We start from the raw sequence: 14,330 nt of genomic DNA, 5'->3' as shown, positions 1-14,330 counted from the left end.
TTTTCAGCCTGTTAACGGATAAGATTCATGGCCGTGAGGCGGTGAATAAAACAGAATCTGCCTGGCGGCAAGAGCGCGGTGGTCCCACCTGACCCCATGCCGAACTCAGAAGTGAAACGCCGTAGCGCCGATGGTAGTGTGGGGTCTCCCCATGCGAGAGTAGGGAACTGCCAGGCTTTAATTAAGAAGAACCCTCAGCGAAAGCTGGGGGTTTTTTGCTTTGTAATATACCCAAATCTGCACCATTCATCAGAGATACATTCAGGCAGCAATACTCTGTGTGATAAGCGTCTGGGCCGTATTTTCTGTTATCCATCTGGCGGGTATCAAAATCCTTCTTGTGACAAGCCATTACACCATGAATCGGTTACACTAATTGCTGTTGGTCAGCAGGAAGAGCGTTCATGAGCAATACGTTAAAACCATTTCATACCTTTGGCATAGATGTCTGCGCGCAGCATATCGTCATTGCAAATTCCGCGGCAGATATTGTTTCGGCCTGGCAAAGTGCGCAGAGCGCTCAGCAACCTGCTCTCATCGTAGGGGAAGGAAGCAATCTCCTGTTCCTTGATGATTTTTCTGGCACGATTATTCTTAACCGTATTGCCGGAATCCAAATTGAAGAAGACAGCAATAACTGGCTACTACATGTCGGTGCTGGCGAAAACTGGCATCATTTGGTTGAATTATCCCTGGAGAAGGGGATTGCTGGTCTGGAAAATCTTGCTCTAATACCCGGCTGTGTTGGGTCATCACCTATCCAGAATATTGGGGCATATGGACGTGAAATAAAAGATGTATGCGCCTACGTTGACTGTATCAATCTGGAAACCAGCGAGGGGCTGCGCCTGAACGCTGAAGAATGCCAGTTTGCTTACCGGGACAGCATTTTTAAACACGAGTATAAAGACCGAATGGCCATTGTGGCCGTAGGTTTTCGCCTGCCGAAGCAGTGGGTACCTTTAATTACGTATGGTGATTTAGCGCAACTGACAATAGACAGTGTTACTCCGCAGCAAATATTTGATGCAGTGTGCCATATGCGTCGAACAAAATTACCAGACCCGGCTGTACAGGGTAATGCTGGCAGTTTCTTTAAAAACCCCGTAGTAGATGAAATGACTGCAAATGTCCTGATGCAACACTACCCCAAAATACCTCATTATCCCCAACCTGACGGCACTGTTAAACTGGCAGCTGGGTGGCTTATCGACCAGTGTGGGCTAAAAGGCTACCGGACAGGGGGGGCGGCAGTGCATCAGAATCAGGCATTAGTACTGGTTAATGTCAATAATGCAACCAGCGAAGATGTTGTAAACCTTGCCAGAAACGTGCGGCAGAAGGTCGGTGAGAAATTCAATGTGTGGCTGGAACCTGAAGTGCGCTTCATTGGTCGTCAGGGTGAAGTCAGTGCTGTGGAGGCGATTGCATGAAGGATAATAAAGTACCATTAACGCTTATTTCTATTTTGTCGGATGGTGAATTTCACTCGGGCGAACAACTGGGTGAACACCTGGGTATGAGCCGGGCGGCAATTAATAAGCATATTCAAACACTGCGTGATTGGGGTATTGACGTTTTCACAGTGCCAGGCAAAGGTTACAGCCTTCCAGAACCCATCCAGTTACTTAGCGCTGATGTTGTTCAGGCGGGTGTCACAGCAGGAAACGTGACAGTTCTCCCCGTTATTGATTCAACTAACCAGTACCTTATTGAACGTATTGATGAACTTAATTCGGGTGATGTCTGTATTGCTGAATACCAACAAGCAGGGAGAGGGCGTAGGGGACGCCAGTGGTTTTCACCATTTGGAGCCAACCTTTATCTTTCCATGTACTGGAAACTTGAACAAGGGCCGGCGGCAGCTGTAGGCCTGAGCCTGGTGATTGGCATCATTATGGCAGAAGTACTCCATGCACTGGGCGCAGACCAGGTCCGTGTAAAATGGCCTAATGATCTCTATCTTCACGACCGAAAACTTGCGGGTATTTTAACTGAATTAACAGGTAAAACAGGTGATGCTGCACATATCGTCAGTGGGGCAGGGATCAACCTGACAATGCGTAATGTTGAATCAACCATTGTTAACCAGGGGTGGATCAGCCTGCAAGAGGCGGGAGTGTCAATTGACCGTAACCAGCTGGCAATTTATCTTATCAATGCCTTGCGGGACGCACTTTTGATTTTTGAGGCCCATGGCTTGACACCATTTTTGCCTCGTTGGGAAAAACTGGACAACTTTATAAACCGTCCTGTGAGACTTATTATTGGTGAGCGGGAAATTACCGGTATCTCTCGGGGCATTAATGAACAGGGAGCGTTAATGCTGGAACAAAATGGTATGATCACGCCGTGGATGGGTGGCGAGATTTCATTGCGCGGAGTGATGTAAACAGGGGGCTCCCCCCTGTTTGGTGTATGTTATTTTCTCAATCTTACATGCTCAACTGCATGATTGCTGCTTTTGCTCAGAATCAGACTAGCTCTTTCCCTGGTTGGCAGAATATTTTCTTTCAGGTTTAACCAGTTGATTTCCTGCCATAATTGTGTGGCAACATCGATGGCCTGCTGTTCTGTCAATTGAGCGTAATTATGAAAGTAGGAATCTGGGTCGGTGAACGCGCCTTTACGGAACTTCAGAAAACGATTGATATACCAGGTTTGCAGTAGCTCTTCCGGCGCATCAACATAAATAGAAAAATCTACGAAGTCTGAAACAAATACATGGTGTGGAGCATGGGGATAATCCATTCCACTTTGCAATACATTCAGCCCTTCGAGAATCAATATATCTGGCTGTGAGACGGTCTTATCCCCATCAGGAATAACATCATAAATGAGATGAGAATAAACGGGAGCACTGACTGACGGTGCACCAGATTTCAGCTCAGAGACAAATTTAACCAGCCGGTACATATCATAGGATTCTGGGAACCCTTTCTTTTTCATCAGGCCACGTTCTTTAAGCACCTCATTCGGGTGTAAAAAACCATCAGTGGTAATGAGCTCAACACGACGGTGTTCTGGCCAGCGGCTGAGCAAGGCCTGCAAGACACGGGCTGTCGTACTTTTCCCTACCGCAACACTTCCGGCAATACTGATGATATAAGGGATCCTCTGGCCATTAGTTCCCAGAAATTGCTCAAGCACAGCCTGGCGGCGCAGGTTTGAACTGATATAAAAGTTAAGCAAACGAGAAAGTGGTAAATAAATCTCAGCAACTTCCTCCATTGAAAGGTCTTCATTGATACCTTTCAACCGCGCAATCTCACCTTCGGTCAGTGTCATAGGAACTGAATCACGAAGTGCAGCCCACTGGCTCCGGTTAAACTGTAGATAAGGAGTCATTCACATATACTCTTGTTTCGCTGATGTACCTGATCATTGCAACGAATTCCAGCACTTAAAAGGCTAACCAGTCTGCGACTGATACAAGACACACCGAGAAAAAGTTATTTTGATAATGGTCTGGAGGGTATCACCAGATGGCGTCGAATAATAAGAAAAAATAAGTTTAGGTGATGCTTTAGGAGGAAAGCATCACCTGAGACCAATTTTTTATTTCGGATGAGTTGTCAGAATAGTGCGGCAGTAAACCATCGTTTGTAATAAATCATAGAAGATGAGAACCCGTTGTGCGGAGAAAACGTATAGTCTGGTCGTTCTCCAGGACAACGGTAACCCTGAGCCTGATAAAACAGTTCTGCACCAGACCCTGACCTGGCACCAGGGCAAATCAGCCCCCGCTTATGGGCTCGTGCTGGACTTTCCAGTGTTTCAAGCAGATTACGGCCAACACCTCTACGACGGCAACGTTGATGAACAACTAGTGCATAACCTCTGCTCGGTTAATCGCATCATCAGTTTGTGCCAGCCTTAATTGAATGGCTCCTGTGATGCCCTCCTCATCTCTGGCAATCCACATGAGTAGTTGCAGCTTTTATTTCCGATAATTTATCGGGACGTGGCACAGGTTGTGTTGTCTGCAACGCATCTGGAAGCGTTTCGGATAACTGCTGGCTGTAGATGGATAACATGGTAGGACTCAGCGGAATAATCTTCATGGCATTGACCTCCACACAGATAACCAGCCTGAGAAATGCAAAATGTGATATATGTCACATTCATTATGTTTGGCAGAAGAAATTCTCTGCCGGGAGTGACGAGTGGCTCTGCACCACTCTCTGTTAGTTGTATAAAAAAAGCACTGACATGATACGGGGAAAAAGAGAGTTGGTCACCCCTGGAGCATTATTATGACCAACAGACTGAAGGATATTTGTTCTCCTTTGGCTGAAAAGTAGTCATAATTGCGATGTGTAGTGCAAAATGTGAGCGATAGAACATTTTATGCGATTTTTTTGTTGCATCACGGGGCATGTGTTCCTAGAATGCGCGCTACTTGATGCCGACTTAGCTCAGTAGGTAGAGCAACTGACTTGTAATCAGTAGGTCACCAGTTCGATTCCGGTAGTCGGCACCATCAAGTTCGGGTGGGGTTCCCGAGCGGCCAAAGGGAGCAGACTGTAAATCTGCCGTCATCGACTTCGAAGGTTCGAATCCTTCCCCCACCACCAATTTCGGCAATGCATGAGTATTGCCCGGGGCGCCTAAAAAATTAAGCGACCCGAATGCTGAGAGAAATCCTCTCATAATTCCGACAGAAAAATCAGGTAGCCGAGTTCCAGTGTGCGGGCATCGTATAATGGCTATTACCTCAGCCTTCCAAGCTGATGATGCGGGTTCGATTCCCGCTGCCCGCTCCAAGATGTGCTGATATAGCTCAGTTGGTAGAGCGCACCCTTGGTAAGGGTGAGGTCGGCAGTTCGAATCTGCCTATCAGCACCACTTCTTATTCTCCCTCCCTGTTTTCTTCTGTTTAAAGTTCTGTTAATTCAGGCTTAATGCCTGGTTGATGTGGTGATATCACCGATTTATCCGTGTCTTAGAGGGACAATCGATGTCTAAAGAAAAGTTTGAACGTACAAAACCGCACGTCAACGTCGGTACTATCGGTCACGTTGACCATGGTAAAACAACCCTGACTGCTGCAATCACTACCGTTCTGGCAAAAACCTACGGTGGTTCTGCTCGCGCATTCGACCAGATCGATAACGCGCCGGAAGAAAAAGCTCGTGGTATCACCATCAACACTTCTCACGTTGAATACGATACCCCGACCCGTCACTACGCGCACGTAGACTGCCCGGGCCACGCTGACTATGTTAAAAACATGATCACCGGTGCTGCTCAGATGGACGGCGCTATCCTGGTTGTTGCTGCGACTGACGGCCCGATGCCGCAGACTCGTGAGCACATCCTGCTGGGTCGTCAGGTTGGCGTTCCTTACATCATCGTGTTCCTGAACAAATGTGACATGGTTGATGACGAAGAGCTGCTGGAACTGGTTGAAATGGAAGTTCGTGAGCTGCTGTCTCAGTATGACTTCCCGGGCGACGACTGCCCGATCATCCGTGGTTCTGCTCTGAAAGCGCTGGAAGGCGAAGCAGAGTGGGAAGCGAAAATCATTGAACTGGCAGAAGCACTGGACAGCTACATTCCGGAACCGGAGCGCGCTATCGACAAACCGTTCCTGCTGCCAATCGAAGACGTATTCTCCATCTCCGGTCGTGGTACTGTAGTTACCGGTCGTGTAGAACGCGGCATCATCAAAGTTGGCGATGAAGTAGAAATCGTTGGTATCAAAGAAACCACCAAAACCACCTGTACTGGCGTTGAAATGTTCCGCAAACTGCTGGACGAAGGCCGTGCTGGTGAAAACGTTGGGGTTCTGCTGCGTGGTACCAAACGTGATGACGTTGAACGTGGTCAGGTTCTGGCTAAACCGGGTTCAATCAACCCGCACACCAAATTCGAATCTGAAGTATACGTTCTGAGCAAAGATGAAGGCGGCCGTCATACTCCGTTCTTCAAAGGCTACCGTCCTCAGTTCTACTTCCGTACTACTGACGTAACGGGTTCCATCGAACTGCCGGAAGGCGTAGAAATGGTAATGCCGGGCGACAACATTCAGATGGTTGTTACCCTGATTCACCCGATCGCAATGGACGAAGGTCTGCGCTTCGCAATCCGTGAAGGCGGCCGTACCGTTGGTGCAGGCGTTGTTGCTAAAGTTCTCGGCTAATTGCTGATAACATTTGACGTAATGCGCAATAAAAGGGCATCATTTGATGCCCTTTTTGTACGCTCTCGAACCAGAACCTGGCTCATCAGTGATTTCTTTTCCATAATCATTGCTGAGACAGGCTCTGAAGATGGCGTAAAGTACCGAAATGTTGCCTAAGCGAAATTCGGTTTGGTTGCCTCGCGTTTGCGGGGCAAAAATGTTTGTCTGATTCATTGTTACAGGTTGAACTATGAGTGCGAATACCGAAGCTCAGGGAAGCGGGCGCGGCCTGGAAGTATTAAAGTGGCTGGTTGTCATTGCTCTGCTCTGTGTGGCCATCATCGGCAACTACCTTTATCGTGATGTGAACCTGCTGGGTCGGGCTGTCGCGGTAGTCGTTTTGATTGCTGCAGCAGGTGGTGTCGCTCTGTTGACCACAAAAGGTAAAGCCACGGTTGCTTTTGCCCGTGAAGCGAGAACTGAAGTTCGTAAAGTGATTTGGCCGACTCGCCAGGAAACATTGCACACCACATTAATCGTTGCAGCAGTGACAGCAGTCATGTCACTGATCCTGTGGGGGCTGGATGGTATTCTGGTCCGTGTGGTCTCTTTTATCACTGGACTGAGGTTCTGAAATGTCTGAAGCTCCTAAAAAACGTTGGTACGTCGTTCAGGCGTTTTCCGGCTTTGAAGGTCGCGTAGCTACTTCTCTGCGTGAACATATTAAATTGCATAATATGGAAGAACTGTTTGGTGAAGTTATGGTGCCAACAGAAGAAGTGGTTGAAATTCGTGGCGGTCAACGCCGTAAAAGCGAGCGTAAATTTTTTCCGGGCTATGTTCTTGTCCAGATGGTGATGAATGACGCCAGTTGGCACCTGGTACGCAGTGTACCGCGTGTTATGGGCTTCATTGGCGGTACATCTGACCGTCCCGCTCCCATCAGCGACAAAGAAGTTGACGCTATCATGAACCGCCTGCAGCAGGTGGGGGATAAACCGCGTCCGAAAACGCTGTTTGAACCGGGTGAAATGGTTCGTGTTAACGATGGTCCGTTTGCTGACTTTAACGGCGTTGTCGAAGAAGTTGATTACGAGAAAAGCCGCCTGAAAGTGTCTGTGTCTATCTTTGGCCGCGCGACACCTGTTGAGCTGGATTTCAGCCAGGTAGAAAAAGCCTGATTAGCCAGACAGTACAACTGATGTGGTGCTACTAACCCACAGGTTGTGCCGGTTATCAAATCGAATGTAAAAGCAACAATTACTGTTGCGTGAGGCGCGAAATTGACATATAATTTCGCGCCTTTTGTTTTTATGCGCTGTAAAGCGTGTAAACAGAATTTAACTACGGGGAGCCTCCAAAGAGGCGTTACAACCCATTAGAGGAAATATCAATGGCCAAGAAAGTCCAAGCCTATGTCAAGCTGCAGGTTGCAGCTGGTATGGCTAACCCGAGCCCGCCAGTTGGTCCGGCTCTGGGTCAGCAGGGTGTTAACATCATGGAATTCTGTAAAGCGTTCAACGCCAAAACTGAATCCATCGAGAAAGGTCTGCCAATTCCGGTTGTTATTACCGTTTACGCTGACCGTTCTTTCACCTTCGTTACCAAAACTCCGCCAGCAGCCGTTCTGCTGAAAAAAGCGGCTGGTATCAAGTCTGGTTCCGGTAAACCGAACAAAGACAAAGTGGGTAAAGTAACTCACGCTCAGGTTCTTGAGATTGCTCAGACCAAAGCAGCGGACATGACTGGTGCCGATGTTGAAGCGATGGCTCGTTCTATCGCTGGTACCGCTCGTTCCATGGGCCTGGTAGTGGAGGACTAAGAAATGGCTAAACTGACCAAGCGCATGCGCGTGATCCGTGACAAAGTTGATGCAACTAAACAGTATGACATCAGCGAAGCCATTGCTCTGCTGAAAGAGCTGGCCACTGCAAAATTCGTAGAAAGCGTAGACGTTGCCGTTAACCTCGGTATCGATGCACGTAAATCTGATCAGAACGTTCGTGGCGCAACTGTGCTGCCGAATGGTACTGGTCGTACTGTTCGTGTTGCTGTATTTACCCAGGGCCCTAACGCTGAAGCGGCTAAAGCTGCTGGCGCTGAGCTGGTAGGTATGGAAGATCTGGCTGACCAGATCAAGAAAGGCGAAATGAACTTCGACGTTGTTATTGCTTCTCCGGATGCAATGCGCGTTGTTGGTCAACTCGGCCAGATCCTGGGGCCGCGCGGCCTGATGCCAAACCCGAAAGTTGGTACCGTAACTCCTAACGTTGCTGAAGCAGTTAAAAATGCTAAAGCTGGTCAGGTTCGTTACCGTAACGACAAAAACGGCATCATCCACACCACTATTGGTAAAGTAGATTTTGACGCTGACAAACTGAAAGAAAACCTGGAAGCTCTGCTGGTTGCGCTGAAAAAAGCAAAACCTGCTACTGCTAAAGGTGTTTACATCAAGAAAGTTAGCCTGTCTACCACCATGGGTGCTGGCGTTGCTGTTGACCAGGCTGGTCTGGCAGCTTCTGCGAACTAATCATTCGCTTTACGTGGGCGGTGGATTTGTCTACAATCTTCCCCCCACGTTTCTGCTCAGGCAGACGTTCAGTGCAGAACGTGCAATGCACAAGTTGTACTGAACAAGAATTTCGGTTGGAGCCTGGCCTTATCCAGGCCTCCGTCCAAGACCGCAGGTGTTTCTTCATTGAAGCTTAATTTCCTGCGTAGACGGTGACAGAACCTGAAGAATCTTTTTATTAAGTTCTCTTTGGCTTGTTTCTGCTCACCGTATTAAGACGTTCTTATCGTTGATAAGAGTGAAGTGAGTTCCGGGGCTTAGTGTCCCGGCAAACATCCAGGAGCAAAGCTAATGGCTTTAAATCTTCAAGACAAACAAGCGATTGTTGCTGAAGTCAGCGAAGTAGCCAAAGGCGCGCTGTCTGCGGTAGTTGCGGATTCCCGTGGCGTAACCGTAGACAAAATGACCGAACTGCGTAAAGCAGGTCGCGAAGCCGGCGTTTACATGCGTGTTGTTCGTAACACCCTGTTGCGTCGTGTTGTTGAAGGCACTCAGTTCGAATGCCTGAAAGACGCGTTTGTTGGTCCGACCCTGATTGCATACTCTATGGAACACCCGGGCGCAGCTGCTCGTCTGTTCAAAGATTTCGCTAAAGCGAATGCAAAATTTGAGGTCAAAGCGGCAGCCTTTGAAGGTGAGTTCATCCCGGCGGCTCAGATTGATCGCCTGGCAACTCTGCCAACCTACGAAGAAGCAATTGCACGCCTGATGGCAACCATGAAAGAAGCCTCTGCTGGCAAACTGGTTCGCACTCTGGCGGCTGTACGCGATGCGAAAGAAGCTGCTTAATTGCACTTTTTTTTGTCATTCGCTTGCTTACGTATAAACTTATTCTGATATTCAGGAACAATTTAAATGTCTATCACTAAAGATCAAATCATTGAAGCAGTATCCGCTATGTCCGTAATGGACGTTGTAGAACTGATTTCTGCAATGGAAGAAAAATTCGGTGTTTCTGCTGCTGCTGCTGTAGCTGTTGCTGCTGGCCCGGCTGCTGACGCTGCTGAAGAAAAAACTGAATTCGACGTAATTCTGAAAGCTGCTGGCGGTAACAAAGTTGCTGTTATCAAAGCAGTGCGTGGTGCTACCGGTCTGGGCCTGAAAGAAGCCAAAGACCTGGTTGAATCTGCTCCGGCTGCCCTGAAAGAAGGCGTGAGCAAAGACGACGCAGAAGCTCTGAAAAAAGCTCTGGAAGAAGCTGGCGCTGAAGTTGAAGTTAAATAAGCCACTTTTTCTGGTAACAGCCTGATAAATCAGGCTGCTGGCTGGTGATTTTATGGTCACCAGCCTTTTTGCGCTCAAGGGAGCCAGTAGCGTTTCACACTGTTTGACTACTGGTTTTCATGTCAATGCTTGTTTCTATCGACGACTTAATATACTGCGACAGCGCGGTGTTGCTGGGTAAATCGCAATGAAATGGTTTAAGAGTGATAGAAACAGGCATTGCGGATAGTGTTCCACTTTCCGGTCAAAAAATAGTGTTGCATAAAAAACTGTCCGTCCAGTGGGCAGAGTGGGTCGACTTGTCAGCGAGCTGAGGAACCCTATGGTTTACTCCTATACCGAGAAAAAACGTATTCGTAAGGATTTTGGTAAACGTCCACAAGTTCTGGATGTCCCATATCTCCTTTCTATCCAGCTTGACTCGTTCCAGAAGTTTATCGAGCAAGATCCTGAAGGGCAGTACGGTCTTGAAGCGGCTTTCCGCTCCGTATTCCCGATTCAGAGCTACAGCGGCAATTCGGAACTGCAATATGTCAGCTACCGTCTTGGCGAACCTGTTTTTGATGTTCAGGAATGCCAGATCCGTGGTGTGACGTATTCTGCACCGCTGCGTGTTAAACTGCGCCTGGTTATCTATGAGCGCGAAGCGCCAGAAGGCACTGTAAAAGACATCAAAGAACAAGAAGTTTATATGGGTGAAATCCCGCTCATGACCGATAACGGCACTTTCGTTATTAATGGTACTGAGCGTGTTATCGTTTCCCAGTTACACCGCAGCCCGGGTGTCTTCTTTGACAGTGACAAAGGGAAAACCCACTCTTCGGGTAAGGTTCTGTACAACGCGCGTATTATCCCTTACCGCGGTTCATGGCTGGACTTCGAATTCGATCCGAAAGACAACCTGTTCGTACGTATTGACCGCCGTCGTAAATTGCCGGCAACGATTATCCTGCGTGCACTGAACTACACAACTGAACAGATCTTAGATTTGTTCTTCAAAAAAGTTGTGTTTGAAATCCGTGATAACAAACTGCAAATGCAGTTGGTGCCGGAACGTCTGCGTGGTGAAACCGCTTCTTTCGATATCGAATCAGACGGTAAAGTTTACGTTGAGAAAGGTCGTCGTATCACTGCTCGTCATATCCGTCAGTTGGAAAAAGACGAAGTTCAGCACATTGAAGTTCCTGTCGAATATATCGCCGGGAAAGTGGTTGCGAAAGATTATATCGACGAAGCAACTGGTGAGCTGATCTGCCCGGCGAACATGGAGTTGTCTCTGGACTTGCTGGCTAAACTGAGCCAGGCAGGCCATAAGAGCATCGAGACTCTGTTCACCAACGATCTGGACCATGGTCCGTACATGTCTGAGACCTTGCGTATTGACCCAACCAATGACCGCCTGAGCGCGCTGGTTGAAATCTATCGCATGATGCGTCCTGGTGAGCCGCCGACTCGTGAAGCTGCTGAAAGCCTGTTCGAGAACCTGTTCTTCTCTGAAGACCGCTATGACCTGTCTGCTGTAGGTCGTATGAAATTCAACCGCTCGCTGCTGCGTGGCGAGATTGAAGGTTCTGGCATCCTGAGTAAAGAAGACATTATCGATGTAATGAAAAAACTCATCGATATTCGTAACGGTAAAGGCGAAGTGGATGATATTGACCACCTCGGCAACCGTCGTATTCGCTCTGTGGGTGAAATGGCTGAGAACCAGTTCCGTGTTGGCCTGGTGCGTGTAGAGCGTGCGGTTAAAGAACGTCTGTCTTTGGGCGATCTCGACACTCTGATGCCGCAGGACATGATTAACGCGAAACCTATCTCTGCCGCAGTTAAAGAGTTCTTTGGTTCCAGCCAGCTGTCTCAGTTTATGGACCAGAACAACCCGCTGTCAGAGATTACCCATAAACGCCGTATTTCCGCGTTGGGCCCAGGTGGTCTGACTCGTGAGCGTGCGGGCTTTGAAGTTCGAGACGTTCACCCGACTCACTACGGTCGTGTGTGCCCAATCGAAACCCCTGAAGGTCCGAACATCGGTCTTATCAACTCCTTGTCTGTTTATGCACAGACTAACGAGTATGGTTTCCTTGAAACACCGTATCGTAAAGTGACTGACGGTGTGGTGACCGACGAAATTCATTACCTGTCTGCTATTGAAGAAGGCAACTTCGTTATCGCTCAGGCGAACTCCAACCTGGATGACGATGGCCACTTCGTAGAAGACCTGGTAACCTGTCGTAGCAAAGGCGAATCAAGTTTGTTCAGCCGTGATCAGGTTGACTATATGGACGTTTCCACACAACAGGTTGTTTCTGTTGGTGCGTCCCTGATTCCCTTCCTGGAACACGATGACGCCAACCGTGCATTGATGGGTGCGAACATGCAACGTCAGGCAGTGCCTACCCTGCGCTCTGATAAGCCGCTGGTTGGTACTGGTATGGAACGTGCTGTTGCCGTTGACTCCGGTGTTACTGCTGTTGCCAAACGTGGCGGGACAATCCAGTACGTTGATGCTTCCCGTATCGTTATCAAAGTTAACGAAGATGAGATGTATCCGGGCGAAGCAGGTATCGATATTTATAACCTGACCAAGTACACCCGTTCTAACCAGAACACCTGCATCAACCAGATGCCATGTGTGTCTCTGGGTGAGCCGGTGGAACGTGGTGATGTTCTGGCTGATGGCCCGTCCACCGATTTGGGTGAACTGGCACTGGGTCAGAATATGCGCGTGGCGTTCATGCCATGGAACGGTTACAACTTCGAAGACTCCATCCTTGTATCTGAGCGTGTTGTCCAGGAAGACCGTTTCACCACTATCCATATCCAGGAACAAGCTTGTGTGTCTCGTGACACCAAACTGGGGCCTGAAGAAATTACAGCAGATATCCCGAACGTGGGTGAAGCTGCGCTCTCCAAACTGGATGAATCCGGTATTGTTTACATCGGTGCAGAAGTTACCGGTGGCGACATCCTGGTGGGCAAAGTAACGCCGAAAGGCGAAACTCAGCTGACTCCGGAAGAGAAACTGCTGCGTGCCATCTTTGGTGAAAAAGCCTCTGATGTTAAAGACTCTTCTCTGCGCGTACCGAACGGTGTATCTGGTACCGTTATTGACGTTCAGGTCTTTACTCGCGATGGCGTAGAAAAAGATAAACGTGCGCTGGAAATCGAAGAAATGCAGCTCAAACAGGCTAAGAAAGACCTGTCTGAAGAACTGCAAATCCTCGAAGCTGGCTTGTTCGGCCGTATCCGTGCCGTGCTGATCTCTGGTGGCATCGAAGCTGAGAAGCTCGACAAACTGCCACGCGATCGTTGGCTGGAACTGGGCCTTGCTGATGAAGAGAAACAGAATCAGCTGGAACAACTGGCAGAGCAGTACGATGAACTGAAGCACGAGTTCGAGAAAAAACTCGAAGCGAAACGCCGTAAAATCACTCAGGGCGATGACCTGGCACCTGGCGTGCTGAAAATCGTTAAAGTGTATCTGGCTGTTAAACGTCAGATTCAGCCTGGGGATAAAATGGCAGGCCGCCACGGTAACAAAGGGGTTATTTCTAAGATCAACCCGATCGAAGATATGCCATACGATGAAAACGGCACGCCGGTTGATATCGTACTGAACCCTCTGGGCGTACCGTCTCGTATGAACATTGGTCAGATCCTGGAAACCCACCTGGGTATGGCTGCTAAAGGTATTGGCGACAAGATTAACGCCATGCTGAAACAGCAGCAGGAAGTGGCCAAACTGCGTGAGTTCATCCAGCGTGCTTATGACCTGGGTGCAGACGTTCGCCAGAAAGTTGACCTGAACACCTTCAGCGATGAAGAAGTTCTGCGTCTGGCTGAAAACCTGCGCAAAGGTATGCCGATTGCCACCCCAGTGTTTGATGGTGCGAAAGAAGCTGAAATTAAAGAGCTGCTGAAACTGGGTGATCTGCCGACCTCTGGTCAGATTACGCTGTTTGACGGCCGTACGGGTGAGAAGTTCGAGCGCCAGGTAACTGTTGGTTACATGTACATGCTCAAACTGAACCACCTGGTCGACGACAAAATGCACGCTCGTTCCACCGGTTCTTACAGCCTGGTTACTCAGCAGCCGCTGGGTGGTAAGGCGCAGTTCGGTGGTCAGCGCTTCGGGGAGATGGAAGTGTGGGCACTGGAAGCATATGGTGCCGCTTATACCCTGCAGGAAATGCTCACTGTTAAGTCTGATGACGTGAATGGCCGTACCAAGATGTATAAAAACATCGTGGATGGCAGCCATCAGATGGAACCGGGCATGCCGGAATCCTTCAACGTACTGTTGAAAGAAATCCGTTCGCTGGGTATCAACATCGAACTGGAAGACGAGTAATTCTCGCGCAAACAGGTCCATGGTGCCCGGGTAATACCGGGCATCAGAGAGTGCTA

General features: G+C 48.8%; 12 protein-coding genes, 4 tRNA genes and 1 rRNA gene. 15 read left to right on the top strand and 2 right to left on the bottom strand.

Going from position 1 to position 14,330, the window contains the following annotated elements; all coding sequences use genetic code 11:
* Window positions 1-60 precede the first annotated feature (60 nt).
* From rrf to birA, 3 genes are all read left to right on the top strand, one after another.
* Window positions 61-176, top strand: a 5S ribosomal RNA gene (gene rrf, locus MPHASIOC01_RS26075).
* Window positions 177-404: 228 nt separating this feature from the next.
* Window positions 405-1,433, top strand: a complete 1,029-nt coding sequence (gene murB, locus MPHASIOC01_RS26070; RefSeq protein WP_353613595.1) for a UDP-N-acetylmuramate dehydrogenase — start codon at window positions 405-407, stop codon at window positions 1,431-1,433.
* Window positions 1,430-2,392: a bifunctional biotin--[acetyl-CoA-carboxylase] ligase/biotin operon repressor BirA gene (birA, locus tag MPHASIOC01_RS26065; RefSeq protein WP_064598134.1), complete on the top strand. Its 963-nt coding sequence runs from the start codon at window positions 1,430-1,432 to the stop codon at window positions 2,390-2,392. Before murB ends, birA begins: the two co-directional genes overlap by 4 nt.
* A gap of 29 nt (window positions 2,393-2,421) precedes the next feature.
* Here the strand turns inward: birA and coaA are convergent, their stop codons facing one another.
* Window positions 2,422-3,348 (bottom strand): type I pantothenate kinase, encoded by a 927-nt coding sequence (gene coaA / locus MPHASIOC01_RS26060; protein ID WP_064598136.1) that lies wholly within the window; start codon window positions 3,346-3,348, stop codon window positions 2,422-2,424.
* 227 nt (window positions 3,349-3,575) lie between these two features.
* Complete coding sequence (locus tag MPHASIOC01_RS26055; protein ID WP_353614985.1) at window positions 3,576-3,773, bottom strand: hypothetical protein; 198 nt, start codon at window positions 3,771-3,773, stop codon at window positions 3,576-3,578.
* Between the two features lie 634 nt (window positions 3,774-4,407).
* Here MPHASIOC01_RS26055 and MPHASIOC01_RS26050 point away from each other — a divergent pair.
* From MPHASIOC01_RS26050 to rpoB, 12 genes are all read left to right on the top strand, one after another.
* Window positions 4,408-4,483, top strand: a tRNA-Thr gene (locus MPHASIOC01_RS26050).
* 9 nt (window positions 4,484-4,492) lie between these two features.
* A tRNA-Tyr gene (locus tag MPHASIOC01_RS26045) sits at window positions 4,493-4,577 on the top strand.
* A gap of 114 nt (window positions 4,578-4,691) precedes the next feature.
* Window positions 4,692-4,766: transfer RNA gene (locus MPHASIOC01_RS26040), tRNA-Gly, on the top strand.
* A 6-nt stretch (window positions 4,767-4,772) separates the two neighbouring features.
* Window positions 4,773-4,848 (top strand) — tRNA-Thr (locus MPHASIOC01_RS26035).
* A 112-nt stretch (window positions 4,849-4,960) separates the two neighbouring features.
* On the top strand, window positions 4,961-6,145 hold the full coding sequence (gene tuf, locus MPHASIOC01_RS26030; RefSeq protein ID WP_353613075.1) for an elongation factor Tu: 1,185 nt from the start codon (window positions 4,961-4,963) through the stop codon (window positions 6,143-6,145).
* Window positions 6,146-6,377: 232 nt separating this feature from the next.
* Window positions 6,378-6,761 (top strand): preprotein translocase subunit SecE, encoded by a 384-nt coding sequence (gene secE / locus MPHASIOC01_RS26025; RefSeq protein ID WP_064597158.1) that lies wholly within the window; start codon window positions 6,378-6,380, stop codon window positions 6,759-6,761.
* 1 nt (window position 6,762) lies between these two features.
* Complete coding sequence (gene nusG, locus MPHASIOC01_RS26020; protein WP_001287521.1) at window positions 6,763-7,308, top strand: transcription termination/antitermination protein NusG; 546 nt, start codon at window positions 6,763-6,765, stop codon at window positions 7,306-7,308.
* A 212-nt stretch (window positions 7,309-7,520) separates the two neighbouring features.
* Entirely contained in the window at window positions 7,521-7,949 is a 429-nt protein-coding gene (rplK, locus tag MPHASIOC01_RS26015; RefSeq protein ID WP_064597156.1) for a 50S ribosomal protein L11, read from the top strand.
* Between the two features lie 3 nt (window positions 7,950-7,952).
* A complete protein-coding gene (rplA, locus tag MPHASIOC01_RS26010; RefSeq protein WP_064597153.1) occupies window positions 7,953-8,657 on the top strand; it encodes a 50S ribosomal protein L1 in 705 nt (234 codons plus the stop codon).
* Between the two features lie 333 nt (window positions 8,658-8,990).
* Window positions 8,991-9,488, top strand: a complete 498-nt coding sequence (rplJ, locus tag MPHASIOC01_RS26005) for a 50S ribosomal protein L10 (protein WP_036103050.1) — start codon at window positions 8,991-8,993, stop codon at window positions 9,486-9,488.
* 66 nt (window positions 9,489-9,554) lie between these two features.
* Window positions 9,555-9,923, top strand: a complete 369-nt coding sequence (gene rplL / locus MPHASIOC01_RS26000) for a 50S ribosomal protein L7/L12 (protein ID WP_036103048.1) — start codon at window positions 9,555-9,557, stop codon at window positions 9,921-9,923.
* A gap of 322 nt (window positions 9,924-10,245) precedes the next feature.
* Window positions 10,246-14,274, top strand: coding sequence for a DNA-directed RNA polymerase subunit beta (gene rpoB, locus MPHASIOC01_RS25995; RefSeq protein ID WP_064597150.1), 4,029 nt, complete (start codon window positions 10,246-10,248; stop codon window positions 14,272-14,274).
* Window positions 14,275-14,330: the final 56 nt, after the last annotated feature.

Source organism: Mangrovibacter phragmitis, assembly GCF_040429585.1.
Lineage (GTDB): Bacteria > Pseudomonadota > Gammaproteobacteria > Enterobacterales > Enterobacteriaceae > Mangrovibacter > Mangrovibacter phragmitis.
This window is presented reverse-complemented; position numbering and strand designations above follow the sequence as displayed.

Bases quoted from the DNA above. Each gene is read 5' to 3' on its own strand.
- murB (WP_353613595.1), top strand. From the start codon at position 405: ATGAGCAATACGTTAAAACCATTTCATACCTTTGGCATAGATGTCTGC.
- birA (WP_064598134.1), top strand. From the start codon at position 1,430: ATGAAGGATAATAAAGTACCATTAACGCTTATTTCTATTTTGTCGGAT.
- coaA (WP_064598136.1), bottom strand. From the start codon at position 3,348: ATGACTCCTTATCTACAGTTTAACCGGAGCCAGTGGGCTGCACTTCGT.
- tuf (WP_353613075.1), top strand. From the start codon at position 4,961: ATGTCTAAAGAAAAGTTTGAACGTACAAAACCGCACGTCAACGTCGGT.
- secE (WP_064597158.1), top strand. From the start codon at position 6,378: ATGAGTGCGAATACCGAAGCTCAGGGAAGCGGGCGCGGCCTGGAAGTA.
- nusG (WP_001287521.1), top strand. From the start codon at position 6,763: ATGTCTGAAGCTCCTAAAAAACGTTGGTACGTCGTTCAGGCGTTTTCC.
- rplK (WP_064597156.1), top strand. From the start codon at position 7,521: ATGGCCAAGAAAGTCCAAGCCTATGTCAAGCTGCAGGTTGCAGCTGGT.
- rplA (WP_064597153.1), top strand. From the start codon at position 7,953: ATGGCTAAACTGACCAAGCGCATGCGCGTGATCCGTGACAAAGTTGAT.
- rplJ (WP_036103050.1), top strand. From the start codon at position 8,991: ATGGCTTTAAATCTTCAAGACAAACAAGCGATTGTTGCTGAAGTCAGC.
- rplL (WP_036103048.1), top strand. From the start codon at position 9,555: ATGTCTATCACTAAAGATCAAATCATTGAAGCAGTATCCGCTATGTCC.
- rpoB (WP_064597150.1), top strand. From the start codon at position 10,246: ATGGTTTACTCCTATACCGAGAAAAAACGTATTCGTAAGGATTTTGGT.